Raw genomic sequence first — 12,699 nt, 5'->3', positions numbered from 1 at the left:
ATGACAGATGGTAGCAAGCTTTTTAGCCGAGCGGCTTTGGATAAACTTCGTTCTCCCGACAGATTGGACGCCCTTTTGCCCATAACCACCCCCATCGGCTGGATGGGGTTATTGGCTGTTGGATTATTGTTGTTGTCCGTTGTTATATGGTCAATTTTTGGTTCCCTTACTGTCAGGGCCGATGGCATGGGCATGATTCTGGATTATGGGGGTGTGGCCAACATTACCCATGTTGCGGGGGGCAAGGTGGCCCATGTTTACGTTCGGGAGGGCTCCCAGGTGAAGAAGGGTGATCTGGTTGCCCGTCTGGAACAGCCAGACCAGTCCGCTGATACCAATATAGCCAAATATGAATCGGAGCTGGCAGGCAGTATGCGGGATACTTCAAGCCAGGTATATCAATATCGGGCCAAGCTGTACAAGCAGCAAATGTCCCGCGATGTAATCAGTGATTACGATGGCATCGTGGATGAGATGATGGTACGCAAGGGCAGCATTATCGATAGCGGCAGTCCTTTATGCAGTATCCGTCTGACCCAAAAAAATTCTGATTTAATGGGAGTGCTCTATGTTCCAGTGGACAAGGGCAAGCGTATAGAGACAGGCCAGACTATCCAGATAGTGCCAAGCGGCGTTGATGCACAGGAATCAGGAAGTTTGGTGGGGGTAGTTCGCACTGTATCAAATTACCCCGTATCATTAAAGTCCATTGAACATCAGGTGGGGAATCCTGATTTATCTCAGCGTCTGCTGGCCAGTGGGCAGGGGGCGGTAATGGAAGTGCGCTTCATACTGGTAAGGGATGAAAATTCTCCTTCAGGATATCTCTGGACCTCCGCTGTGGGACCACATAAACCAATTTCTGCGGGAAGCTTTTGCACGGGTTCCATTATTATTGAGCGTCGTCCACCTATCGAAAAGGTATTTTATAGACTCAGCCAGTGGCTGCGGAATCGGTGAGATAAATGGCCTTTGAATTTTTAGAGAAACTTCATATAGGAGGGGGAAACCGGGTTAAGGTGCCAACGGTGCTGCAGATGGAGGCCACTGAGTGCGGAGCTGCATGTCTGGCCATGGTTCTGGCCCATTATGGTATGTGGGTTCCCCTTGAAAAGCTACGGGCTGAATGTGGTGTAAACCGCGACGGCAGTAAGGCCAGCAATGTGCTTCGGGCGGCAAGGAGCCGTAACTGCGAGGTTCACGGCTACAGCTGGGAGGCGGAAAATCTCCGGGATGAGCCTGATTATCCCTTGATTATTCATTGGGAATTCAATCATTTTGTGGTTCTGGAAGGAATCATAAAGGACAAGGTATATCTCAATGACCCGGGCATGGGCCGTCGTACTGTAACCTGGGAGGAATTTCTATACTCATATACGGGTATTGCCCTTTCCGTTAAGCCCGGCCCGGGCTTTAAGCCCGAGGGCCATCGCTACAACGTATTTAAGGCCGTGGGGGAAAAGCTGTGGCAGGATAAATGGGGCATGTGCTTCCTCATTTTGCTGGGGCTTTTTATGATTATTCCCGGACTGGCATCCCCGGTGTTCAGTCAGATGTTTTTGGATGACATTTTGACTGGCAAGCACCCTGACTGGATGCCAAATCTGTGCCTGGCCATGACTGTATCCTTTGTTGTGTCGGCGGTGCTTACATGGCTTCGCTCTGTTTTGCTGACCCATTGGCAGCGGAAGCTGACTCTGGCAGATTCATCAAGTTTTTTCTGGCATTTATTGAGGCTGCCCATGCAGTTTTTCCATCAGCGTTATGCGGCTGAGGTGGCGGGGCGCATCAGTATGAATGAGTCTGTGGCCGGTGTTTTGTCCGGCAGTGCAGCCACTGCTGTGCTGGATGGATTTGTAGCCATATTCTTTTTGATATTGCTGTTGCAGTACAATGTAATACTTACCCTGATTGGTATAGCCTTTTTGCTGATGAATGTGGGAGTTCTGTTTTTGACCCGCCGCCATTTGACGGATTTGGCCATGCGCATACAGCAGGACGCGGGCAAGGAATATGGTGTCAGCATAAATGGTCTTACTATGATTGACAGCATCAAGGCCAATGGCAATGAAGGAGATTTCTTCATGAAATGGGCGGGCTACAGGGCAAAGGTGTTAAATGGCATGCAGGAGAGCCAGCTTTGGATGCTGTCTGTGACCATGCTGCCAACCCTGTTATCCGGGCTGAATGGTGCTCTTATAATGACCTTCGGAGGCTTTTCCATTATGGACGGGGCCATGACGGCAGGTATGTTTGTGGCCTTCCAGCATTTGATGACAAATTTTCAGGCCCCTGTTAATAATCTCACGACCCTTTATACCAGTCTGCAGACCACTGAAATGCAGATGCAGCGACTGAATGATGTGCGGTGCTATGGCATTGATACCCTTAATTACCCTGAGGGTGAGGAATATAGGGGCGGTGCCGACACATCGTCGGGCACATCAAAAAAAGATGGTACATCAAAAAAAGAAGGGAAAAAGCGGTTGTCCGGTGCGCTGACCATGGAGCATGTATCCTTTGGTTACAGCCCATTGGAGCCACCTTTATTACAGGATTTTAACCTTCATTTAAAGCCTGGCCACTGGGTGGCCATAGTAGGCTCCTCCGGCAGCGGCAAATCCACCGTGGCCAAGATTATTACGGGGCTGTATGAAGAATGGGACGGGCAGGTTATGTTTGACGGCATTCCCCGTCGGAAGCTTCCACGCAGTGTAATAACCTCATCCTTGGCTGCAGTGGATCAGGATATTTTCCAGATTACGGGCACTGTAGCCCAGAATATATCCCTCTTTGACGATTCACTGAGGCAAAGCGACATTATTCGTGGGGCCATGGACGCCTGTATTCACGATGATATTCTCCAGCTGGACGGGGGCTATGAAGCCAAGGTGGCAGAGAGCGGACTGAATTTCAGCGGGGGACAGCGTCAGCGTCTGGAAATAGCCCGGGCCCTTGCAGTGAATCCTTCACTGTTGATTTTGGACGAAGCCACAAGTGCTCTTGATCCCGTTGTGGAGGAGCAGGTGCTTACAAATATCCGTCATCGGGGCTGTGCCTGTGTTATTATAGCCCATCGATTGTCCACCATTCGGGATGCAGATGAAATCATTGTTCTGGAAAATGGCCAGGTGGTGGAGCGGGGACGTCATCGTGATATGATGAGTCATGATGGTCCTTACCGCAGGCTGATTGAAGAGCGGGACAGCAAATAATTTTTTTAGTGAGTTGTGATGGTATGGAACTACAAGCGGGAAAACGCTGGCGATTGAAAAATGCAGATGAATACTTGCTGGTGCAGCATGGCATAATAGAGGTCTATGCCGTTACAGCAGGCCAGGAATCCTATCGCCAGGAATACCTTTTTTCATTGAAGGCGGGACAGGCAGTTTTCCCCGCATTTGATGAATTTGGTGAAATAGATATACTCATATATGGTCTGGAGGACTGTCAGCTTAAAGAAGAAACCATAGCCAATGTTTCCAAGGAAGAGCTGCACCGCCAAATGCAGGACTGGTTCAGGCAGCTTTCACATATTAAATGGATAAAGCGCTTGGCTGATATGGGTGATAACAGTCTGGACCAGGAGGGCTTGAAGCTGGACGGGAATATTGCCTCCACCAGTGATTTATTAAAGTGCTTTGAGGAAAAACAGCGTATTTTTTCCATGCTTCAGGGCATTCGCTTTTTGTCTGCGGACAAACGTCTGGAACGGCGTCAGGCTATTATTAATCACCAGAAAAAGCGGTTGGTGGATGATGCCATTGATAATCTGCTGGGTGAAGAAGAAATATTCTATGAGGAGCGCAGTACAGAGCAGCGCACCAAGAGTCTGGAGGAAGCCAGCTTTATTATGCGTCTGGTGCAAAAATCCCTGCGTATGGGCCAGTCGGATATAAGTCTGCCTCCGGAAACGGTGAAGAAGCTGGACAATATCGGTCTCATTCGGCGGGTGGCCCAGAAGGCCAATGTGCAGCTAAGGCTCATAAAGCTGGAAAGAGACTGGTATGCCAAGGATTGTGGCACCATGATAGGATATTATGGTGAAAAAAAGGAAATGGCGGCCATAATACCCCAGGCCCCTGGCAAATATAAACTTATTACCAGATCTATTCCCGAGGGGGTTGAAATAACTGCAGAGGAAGCGGATAATCTGGATATGGATGCTTTTCTGTGCTATGCCGGTTTTCCAAGGCGCAGACTTAATCTTAAGGATTTGCTGAGATTTATGTTCCGCCAGTGCTGGAGGATAGATTATCGGACTATTTTGGTGGTAAGCTTTTTTGCGGGCATTATCCCACTGATAACTCCTGTTATTACTGAAACAGTTTTCCAAAATATTATCCCTATATTGGACAGGGAGGGGCTGGTATCCGTTACCCAGGTCCTTATGGTAACAAGTTTTACCATGGCTGCCCTCAGTATGATACGGGCCGTGTCGGTGATACGTATTGGTTCATGTCTGGATATGTCCGTGGAAGCGGCTTTGTGGGGACGTCTCCTGAATATGCCGGAGAAATTTTTCCGCAGATTTACCACTGGTGAGCTGGCCAGCCGTATGCGGGGCTTTGAAGCACTAAAGGAAGTATTAAGCGGAAATTTTGTGTCCACTGTGTTCAATACGGTGTTTTCCTTCTGGAGCCTGCTGTTAATGTGCTGGTACAGTATAAAGCTGACGGCTGTGGCCATTGCCATTTGGGCTATTTGGTGTATCATTACTGTGGCGATTTACTGGCGGGTACTGTATTATCAGCGGAAGCTCATTGCCGCCAATAATGCTGAGGCGGGCCTGGTTCAGCAGTTATTTGCCGGGCTTGGGAAATTCCGGGTTCATGGGGCAGAGGAGCAGGCCTACAATCTCTGGAGCAAAGTTTTTGGCGAAACATGGCGCTGGAATCTGGCATTAAGGTGGCAGAACAACTATAATAGTATTATAGGTGCCGCCCAGCCATTTATTCTTACCATGGTTCTGTATTATTTCGCAGTTTATGGCCTGCAGGATTCGTCAAATGCGGCTGCAGAAACGGGAAAAGTGGTCATTGGTATCGGCTATGCCCAGTTTTTGGCCTTTGAGGCTGCTTTTACCGCCTTTAATGGCACATTGAATTCAGTGATTCCGTTGATTGGAACATTTTTCTCAATACAGCCTCATATAGAGAATTTGCGTCCTATATTGGAGGAAGTACCGGAGAATACCACTGACAAGGTGGAGGCTGATCCATTATCCGGAAATATTGAGGTGAGCCATTTGTCCTTTGCTTATGGTGAGGATAAAAAGGACGTGCTCCATGACATCAGCTTCCAGATTTCAGCTGGTGAAAATGTGGCCATAGTGGGTCATTCCGGCTGTGGCAAATCAACCCTGGTCCGTTTGCTCCTTGGCTTTGAGAAGCCGAGAAGCGGAGCTATTTATTACGACGGGCAGTCTTTGGCAGAGCTGTCATTACCTTCTGTCCGTTCCCAAATGGGGGTGGTATTGCAAAATGGCCAGCTTATGTCGGGAGATATATTCACCAATATTGTGGGCCAGACGGCCCTTACCCAGGACGATGCCTGGGCAGCTGCGGAAGCGGCGGGCATTGCTGATGATATCCGTGCCATGCCTATGGGAATGCAGACAGTAATCAGTGAAGGCTCCGATAATATTTCCGGGGGACAGCGGCAGCGTATTATGATTGCCAGAGCCCTGGCGGCCAAGCCTGCCATATTAATATTTGATGAAGCCACCAGTGCCTTGGACAATCGCACCCAGTCCATTGTTACTGACAGTTTGAATAAGCTTAAAACAACACGTCTTGTAATTGCCCATCGCCTGTCCACCATTAAGGAATGTGACAGGATTCTGGTAATGGACAAGGGCGCTTTGGCGGAATGTGGCACTTATGAGGAATTGGTTGCCAAGAATGGAATTTTTGCCCAGCTAGTAAGACGGCAAGTGGCGTAGGAGAAGGAAAGTATGGAAGAAAAAGATTGGAATATAATAGCCAAAGAAGCTGTAAACGATGATGCGGCTTTTGATGAGCTATATGAACATTTTTTTCCAAGGATATATAATTTAATATATGCCCGGGTAAAAAATGCTGCCACTGCCGATGATATTGTCAGTGATGTTTTTGAAAAGATGGTTACCCATCTGGATACCTTTGACAGTACCAAGGCATCATTTGCCACCTGGCTGAGCCGCATTGCAACCCGTACCCTGACGGATTATTACCGCTGGCAGAGCCATCGGCAAAATGTGGAATGGGATGATGTGTTCTCGCCTAAGTCGGAAGAAAAGGACGGGCCCGACGGTCAGCTGTTGGAGCAGGAAGGAAAAAAAGAGCTGCTGCTTGCCCTGGGGAAGCTTTCTGAAAGGGAGCAGCAAATTATTGAGCTTAAGTTCTGGGGGGACATGAACAATAAGGAAATAGCTGAAACTCTGGGAATATCTTCGGCTAATGTGGGTGTCATTCTCTTCAGGGCCATGGGCACCCTGCGGCAGATTTTGGGCCGTGACTGACCATTAAAGAAAATTTAAAGAAAACTGTAATAGATACAATACCCAATCGTATGTACAGGTGTAGTAAAAAAATCCATGTAAAAGGTTCATGGTAAATGTACTATGAGTTAATTTTGTTATCCGTATTTTTTTAATATAAAAGGAGGAAAAAATTATGAAGGTATTAAAAGTGTTGAAGGTTTTCTTGGTGGCAGTAGTTATGGCAGTTGGCATTCAGGGGACAGCCTTTGCAGGAAGCCAGGATTTTAGCCTGATTAATGGTACTGGCAGGCCGATCACCTACATTTATTTAAGCCCAACCCATGAATCTGAATGGATTTATCAGGATGAGTTGGGACCTAACAGTGTTCTCTATCCAGGCCAGGACATCTTTATTGGCTTCAGCCCAAGAGACGGTGTACAGTATTGGGATGTTAAGGTAGTATATGACAATAATGATGAGGATTACTGGTTTGGTTTAGACCTCTTTAGAGTATACTCATTAACAATTCGCCCTGGCGGAGCTTCAAGTATTGAAATGATCTAATAGTATTGAAATGCAACTTAAAGAGGACAGCAATCTCAGATTTGAGACGGCTGTCCTTGTTTTTATTTAAACAATATATCAAGAAAAGCTGGCTTGTTTCGGGGTAATTTGATATAAAATAGTTAGGGATGCATAGGAATGTGTGTAAGGAGGGTTTTCCTATGAAAAGTAAGATTGCCGAAGCTATTAAGCTGAAAAATCACCCTGTTGCAGTGATTCGCACTGACGAAAAACCAGAAGGTGCCCTGATGTTCAAGGAAGGGAAATGGGGCTGTGTGGTGGCCATGATTAATGCTGCTTCCAAAGGGAAAACTGTGGCCCTTAGCAATGCAACGGTTGTGTGCCAGGGAGGGCACGCCGGCTGTGGATTTGGACCCTATGAGGAAGGCTTCGTGGACAAGTTTCTGGCGGATGGTGAAGGATTAAAGGTGGAAGGTGAGCGCTATAAGGCCTCCCAGGAGCTGGCTTTGAAGTTCATGCGCTGGCAGGTGGTTCCGGAGGGCCAGAAGGAATATGTAGTAATGAAGCCTCTTTCAGAGGTAACAGAAGCTGATGATCCCGAGGCGGTAATATTTCTGGTAAATGCAGACAGACTATCCGGATTGGCAACTTTGGCCAATTTTGATACGGAAAATCAGGATAATGTGAAGCATTATTTCGGTGCTGGCTGTGGCCAGTCCATAGGCAATGTGCTGGATGCCTCTGTGCGTGGCAGCAGGGAATGCTTTATCGGTATGACGGATCCCTCAGCCAGAAAGATTCTTCCGGCGGATGTTATGTCCTTCAGTATTCCATTTAAGCGCTTTTTGGAAATGGAGGAGAACGCCGATAAGAGCTTCTTCCATACCAAGACCTGGGAAACCATCTGCAAGCGGCTGGAGTAAAAAGAATGAGGTTGGATTAAATAAATAAAGAGGACAGCAATCTCAAAATTGAGATTGCTGTCCTTGTTTGTTATTCACTTAACAGTTCTGCCAAATCCTTTTCCGGGGTGGTAATTGGTGCAATACCATAATTTTCCACAAGGAAATTAAGAATATTAGGTGAAACAAAGGCTGGAAGGGATGGACCCAGCTTGATATTCCTGATACCAAGGTGGAGCAGGGTAAGGAGAATGCATACAGCCTTCTGCTCGTACCAGGAGAGGACGAAGGAGAGAGGCAATTCATTTACGCCGCAATCGAAGGCTTTGGCAAGGGTAACAGCCACCTGAATGGCTCCGTAGGCATCATTGCACTGGCCCATATCCATAAGGCGTGGCAGGCCCCCGATTTCACCAAGGTCAAGATCATTAAAGCGATATTTGCCGCAGGCCAAGGTCAATACAATGCTGTCCTTTGGAGTCTGCTTAACAAATTCCGTATAGTAATTTCTGCCAGGCTTTGCACCGTCACAGCCCGCCACAAGGAAGAAATGCTTAAGGGCACCGGATTTTACAGCTTCTACCACAGTGCCCGCATGGGAAAGGATTGCAGCATGGCCAAAGCCAGTGGTTACCTTATTGCCGCCGTTAATACCAGTGAATTCAGTATTTTGTGCAAAGCCCCCTAAGGCCAGGGCCTTTTCAATTACAGGAGTGAAATCCTTGTTGTCATCAATATGAACTGCCCCCGTGAATGCGACTACCTCAGTGGTAAATACCCTGTCCTCATAGCTCTTTCTAGGTGGCATAAGACAGTTGGTGGTGTAAAGAATAGGCGCTGGGAGGTTATCAAATTCCTTTTGCTGGTTCTGCCATGCAGTGCCAAAGTTTCCCTTCAGATGAGGGAACTTCTTAAGCTGAGGATAGGCGTGGGCTGGCAGCATTTCACCGTGGGTGTAAATATTGATGCCCTTGCCCTCAGTCTGCTCTAATAAAAGCTGTAAATCCTTCAAATCATGGCCAGTAACTACGATGAAAGGTCCTTTTTCTACTGTGAGGGAAACGGTTGTAGGTTCCGGTGAACCGTAGGTTTCGGTGTTGGCCTTATCGAGGAGGGCCATGCACTTAAGATTAATCTCCCCAACCTTTAAAACAATCGGAAGCAGAGTATCCTGATCTTCGCCATAGCCAATCATAAAGAGGGCCTCGCAGAAGAACTGATTTACTTCTTCATCAGTGTAGCCCAGCACATTGGCGTGATAAGCGTAAGCCGCCATGCCACGGATACCAAAGAGAATCAGGGACTTCAGAGAGCGGATATCCTCGTTGGCTGCCCACAGATCATTCATGTTGAATTCGCTGTTTTTCCCACATGGGGATGCGCAGCTGCCACAGTCAGGGGCAAGAGTTTGCTGAAGTCGGCGAACCTTGGCAATCATCTTTTCAAGTGATTCATTGTCGAAGCTTACATTGGTAATGGTAGTAAAAAGCCCCTCAATTATAGTATTGTAAACCTCTGCAGTGCCCACTCCATTGCTGTCAACGGCTCTGGCCAGTCCAATCAGGGCACCGGTCAGCTCGTCCTGCAGCTTTGCAGTATCAGATTTCTTGCCGCATACACCAGCCTTGCCAGTGCAACCTGTACAGCCTGCGGTCTGCTCACACTGGAAACAAAACATTTCGTTGCTCATAATTAAAATCCCCCTTGTTAATACACACATTAAGAGTTTTCATATTGTCTTATTGGTTTTTGCAAGTTTAATATAATATATTAAATCAAACTTGTATGTTGTAATTACAACAAAAATATAAAAGGGGGATAATTGTATAATCAAGATTATAATAATCGTGATTATATAAACTGGATATTTTACAAATTACCCTCGCCCCATTTTTTCAATTCAAGAAGAATGGGGATGAGGGTTTTCGTTTTTTCTGTAAGATTATATTCAACCCTTACAGGCATTTCATCGTACTGCTTTCTTTCCACCAGACCGTCGGCCTCCAGCTCCTTTAATGAATTTGCAAGCATGGTGTTGGTAATGCCGTGAATGGCACGTCTAAGTTCTCCGTATCGCACGATTTCATTTCGGTCAATGACGCAAAGTATCATTATTTTCCACTTACCCCCAACGGTATCAATAACTCGCTTCAGACCGCAATCCTTTCCTGCAATGTCGTCACATAATGGTTCTCTTGTTTCGTTTTTCTTCATGGTATCATTTTCCTTACTAGATAAATAAAAACTGCGTACTTGATATATTTTTTATACCACATATAATATAACTATCAGCTGATAAATGCAACTTAATTAGACTTAAAAAATTCGGAAATATTATGATGATGAAAGGCATCCGGCAGGATGAAGTGGTGAATATTATGGAATACAAGTTTACAACAGATAATTTTGATGCAGAAGTAATGAACAGTGATATACCAGTGCTTATTGATTTTTATGCAGACTGGTGCGGCCCGTGTCAGATGATGGGGCCTGTGGTGAAGGAGCTGGCCTCAGAGTATGACGGCAAGATAAAGATTGGCAAGGTCAATGTGGATCAGCAGCCGGAGCTTGCCAGCAAGTATGGCGTAAGGAGTATTCCTTATTTCGCATTTATTAAAGACGGCATTCTCTGTGATGATATAACTGGTTCAGTTCCAAAATCCAGACTTGTCAGTAAGCTGGAAGCAATGGTATAAATAGAAGCAAAGAAACTATAAAAGCCATATAAATGATGGGAAGTATAAAAGGATTAGCAGTTTAAAGGAGGTCCGGGGATATGATATACGATGCTGCAATTGTTGGCACAGGGCCGGCGGGGCTGTCGGCGGCTACGGTGCTAAAGGCCAGGGGAAAGAATATAATTTGGTTTGGCCCTGAAGAAATGAGCTCTAAAATTGAAAAGGCTGAGAAAATCTCCAATTATCCCGGGCTGGGTATTATCACCGGGCATGAGCTGAATGAGCATTTTCGTGAACATATTAAGGAACTGGATCTTGAGATCACCAATAAATTCGTGTCCAAGATTTCAGATTTCGGCGGTAAGTTTACCCTGTTGGCGGATAATGAGATGTTCGAGGCAAAGACCGTACTGCTGACCACTGGAATAGCCGTTGCCAAGGGCTTTGAGGGGGAAAAGGAGCATCTGGGGAGAGGCGTAAGCTATTGCGCCACCTGTGATGGCATGTTTTACAAGGGAAAGACTCTGGCGGTGTATTGTGGTGATAAAAGCTTTATTTCTGAGGTTTCCTACCTTGCCAATATAGCGGAAAAGGTGTATCTGTTTTCTCCTGATGGCAAATTGACAGTGCCGGAGAATAATGTGGAACTTGTTGATGGAAGACTGGCGAAAATATTGGGAGATAAGCGGGTGGAGGCTGTAGAATTACGTAATGGCGATAAAATAGCCCTTGATGGTGTGTTTATTTTGCGAAATGCCATTCCGCCCGAGGAACTCCTGCCAGGGCTGGAGCTGGATGGCCCCCATGTTGCCGTGAACCGTCAGTTTCACACCAATATTGAGGGCTGCTTTGCGGCCGGGGACAACACGGGAAGACCATATCAGATTGCCAAGGCCGTGGGTGAGGGCAATGTGGCCGCTCATGAAATATTGGAGTATCTGGCAATTAGCTGTACATCTCGTGACAGGTGTTAATAAAAAGCTCCAAAGTAGATGTAATATATTTATTTACATGATGGACAATACGGAATTTTCGGCGAAAATTAATATGGGGGACGGATATTTCAATAAGAGATCCGTCAATTATTTCCTTTTCCACAATTTTTTTGGAAAGAACGGTTATACCAAGACCAGCCATAACTGCTTGCTTGATGGTGGAAGAATTGTTATAAACACCGGAGATACGCGGGGTTATATTATGTTCTCTCATAATCTGTTCAAAAAGATTGCGGGTACCGCTGCCCTCCTCCCGTACAATAAAGGAGCATTTCGCTATTTCTTTCTTGGACATAGTTTGCTTGCTGTCAGGTGAAGCTACGAATACCAGCTCATCTTCCATGAAGGGGATTTCACGCAGGTATTCTGATTCAAGGTTTCCCTCAACCAGCGCAATATCCAGTTTATCTTGAAGTAGGTATTGCTCCAAAGTGGTGGTATTGTGAATACGGGAAAAAATCACCTGCTCCGGCATTTTTGCTTTAAAATGGCACAGCAGGGGAACGAAAACACTTTCGCCAACTGACAAGGTGGCACCAATGCGGAGCGGGGAGTGACTGGAAAAACCGCGTAGTGTTGATTCTGCCTTATTAGTCAGACTAAGTACATGGCGGGCATAGTGCATAAGCTCCTGTCCGGCTGGAGTAATAAACAATCTTTTTCCCAGTCTTTCAAACAATTTAACTTGGTAATGTTCCTCAAGTTCTTTGATGGCCTGGCTCACAGAAGGTTGTGAAATATGTAGCTTTTCAGCAGCTTTGGTCATTCCTTCCTCATCACAAACATTTAGAAATATAAGAAAATGTCTAAGCGTCATGGAAAAATCCTCCATTTATAGGTATATGCCTATACAAAACATTAAATAATAGTATTTTACATCTTTTAATTTAGTGATTAGAATTTTGGTTGTCAATCAAAAATACAATTACATATGTTTTTGGGTGCTCGCGAGAGCCTAACAGAGAAAACGGTGAAAAGCCGTTGCGATCCCGTCACTGTAATGTGGAGTTCCTTTCATGATGTCACTGGCTACTGGTAGCTGGGAAGGCGAATCGAACGATGAAACAGAGCCAGGAGAACTGCCCAAAAATGGATTTTACTTGCATCTTGCGAGCGACAGGAGAGCAGGCGACTA

11 protein-coding genes and 1 riboswitch are annotated in these 12,699 nt (G+C 46.2%); of the genes, 8 read left to right on the top strand and 3 right to left on the bottom strand.

Annotation, left to right across the window (positions count from 1 at the left end):
- The 6 genes from T525_RS0107665 (at window position 1) to T525_RS0107640 (ending at window position 7,912) form a co-directional block, all read left to right on the top strand.
- The gene (locus T525_RS0107665; protein ID WP_027406730.1) at window positions 1–960 is read left to right on the top strand and encodes an NHLP bacteriocin system secretion protein; all 960 of its coding nucleotides are present in this window, start codon (window positions 1–3) and stop codon (window positions 958–960) included.
- Window positions 961–965: 5 nt separating this feature from the next.
- The gene (locus tag T525_RS0107660) at window positions 966–3,215 is read left to right on the top strand and encodes an NHLP family bacteriocin export ABC transporter peptidase/permease/ATPase subunit (RefSeq protein ID WP_051533487.1); all 2,250 of its coding nucleotides are present in this window, start codon (window positions 966–968) and stop codon (window positions 3,213–3,215) included.
- A 23-nt stretch (window positions 3,216–3,238) separates the two neighbouring features.
- A complete protein-coding gene (locus tag T525_RS14685) occupies window positions 3,239–5,944 on the top strand; it encodes an NHLP bacteriocin export ABC transporter permease/ATPase subunit (protein ID WP_084276973.1) in 2,706 nt (901 codons plus the stop codon).
- 12 nt (window positions 5,945–5,956) lie between these two features.
- Window positions 5,957–6,502, top strand: coding sequence for an RNA polymerase sigma factor (locus T525_RS14680; protein WP_037325451.1), 546 nt, complete (start codon window positions 5,957–5,959; stop codon window positions 6,500–6,502).
- 154 nt (window positions 6,503–6,656) lie between these two features.
- Window positions 6,657–7,028, top strand: coding sequence for a hypothetical protein (locus tag T525_RS14675; RefSeq protein WP_051533485.1), 372 nt, complete (start codon window positions 6,657–6,659; stop codon window positions 7,026–7,028).
- 161 nt (window positions 7,029–7,189) lie between these two features.
- Window positions 7,190–7,912 carry a DUF169 domain-containing protein gene (locus T525_RS0107640; protein ID WP_027406728.1) on the top strand — a complete coding sequence of 241 codons (723 nt, stop codon included), beginning with the start codon at window positions 7,190–7,192 and terminating at the stop codon, window positions 7,910–7,912.
- A gap of 70 nt (window positions 7,913–7,982) precedes the next feature.
- On the opposite strand, the gene hcp is transcribed toward T525_RS0107640, so the two are convergent.
- Entirely contained in the window at window positions 7,983–9,581 is a 1,599-nt protein-coding gene (gene hcp, locus T525_RS0107635) for a hydroxylamine reductase (RefSeq protein WP_027406727.1), read from the bottom strand.
- A gap of 179 nt (window positions 9,582–9,760) precedes the next feature.
- Entirely contained in the window at window positions 9,761–10,105 is a 345-nt protein-coding gene (locus tag T525_RS0107630; protein ID WP_027406726.1) for a helix-turn-helix domain-containing protein, read from the bottom strand.
- A 122-nt stretch (window positions 10,106–10,227) separates the two neighbouring features.
- Between T525_RS0107630 and trxA the strand changes: the two genes are divergently transcribed.
- Both trxA and T525_RS0107620 read left to right on the top strand, forming a co-directional pair.
- Complete coding sequence (gene trxA / locus T525_RS0107625) at window positions 10,228–10,587, top strand: thioredoxin (RefSeq protein ID WP_198022652.1); 360 nt, start codon at window positions 10,228–10,230, stop codon at window positions 10,585–10,587.
- Between the two features lie 80 nt (window positions 10,588–10,667).
- Window positions 10,668–11,543, top strand: a complete 876-nt coding sequence (locus T525_RS0107620; protein WP_037325450.1) for an NAD(P)/FAD-dependent oxidoreductase — start codon at window positions 10,668–10,670, stop codon at window positions 11,541–11,543.
- Here T525_RS0107620 and T525_RS0107615 read toward each other — a convergent pair.
- The gene (locus T525_RS0107615) at window positions 11,515–12,381 is read right to left on the bottom strand and encodes a LysR family transcriptional regulator (RefSeq protein ID WP_027406723.1); all 867 of its coding nucleotides are present in this window, start codon (window positions 12,379–12,381) and stop codon (window positions 11,515–11,517) included. The genes T525_RS0107620 and T525_RS0107615 overlap by 29 nt on opposite strands.
- Window positions 12,382–12,486: 105 nt before the next feature.
- Window positions 12,487–12,666, top strand: a riboswitch (cobalamin riboswitch).
- Window positions 12,667–12,699 lie beyond the last annotated feature (33 nt).

It is taken from the genome of Anaerovibrio sp. RM50, from assembly GCF_000622005.1.
Lineage (GTDB): Bacteria > Bacillota > Negativicutes > Selenomonadales > Selenomonadaceae > Anaerovibrio.
Note: the sequence above shows the minus strand (reverse complement) of the source record. Positions and strands in the feature narration are given on the sequence as shown.

Coding starts and splice junctions, on each gene's coding strand:
- T525_RS0107665 (WP_027406730.1), top strand. CDS start 1: ATGACAGATGGTAGCAAGCTTTTTAGCCGAGCGGCTTTGGATAAACTT.
- T525_RS0107660 (WP_051533487.1), top strand. CDS start 966: ATGGCCTTTGAATTTTTAGAGAAACTTCATATAGGAGGGGGAAACCGG.
- T525_RS14685 (WP_084276973.1), top strand. CDS start 3,239: ATGGAACTACAAGCGGGAAAACGCTGGCGATTGAAAAATGCAGATGAA.
- T525_RS14680 (WP_037325451.1), top strand. CDS start 5,957: ATGGAAGAAAAAGATTGGAATATAATAGCCAAAGAAGCTGTAAACGAT.
- T525_RS14675 (WP_051533485.1), top strand. CDS start 6,657: ATGAAGGTATTAAAAGTGTTGAAGGTTTTCTTGGTGGCAGTAGTTATG.
- T525_RS0107640 (WP_027406728.1), top strand. CDS start 7,190: ATGAAAAGTAAGATTGCCGAAGCTATTAAGCTGAAAAATCACCCTGTT.
- hcp (WP_027406727.1), bottom strand. CDS start 9,581: ATGAGCAACGAAATGTTTTGTTTCCAGTGTGAGCAGACCGCAGGCTGT.
- T525_RS0107630 (WP_027406726.1), bottom strand. CDS start 10,105: ATGAAGAAAAACGAAACAAGAGAACCATTATGTGACGACATTGCAGGA.
- trxA (WP_198022652.1), top strand. CDS start 10,228: ATGATGATGAAAGGCATCCGGCAGGATGAAGTGGTGAATATTATGGAA.
- T525_RS0107620 (WP_037325450.1), top strand. CDS start 10,668: ATGATATACGATGCTGCAATTGTTGGCACAGGGCCGGCGGGGCTGTCG.
- T525_RS0107615 (WP_027406723.1), bottom strand. CDS start 12,381: ATGACGCTTAGACATTTTCTTATATTTCTAAATGTTTGTGATGAGGAA.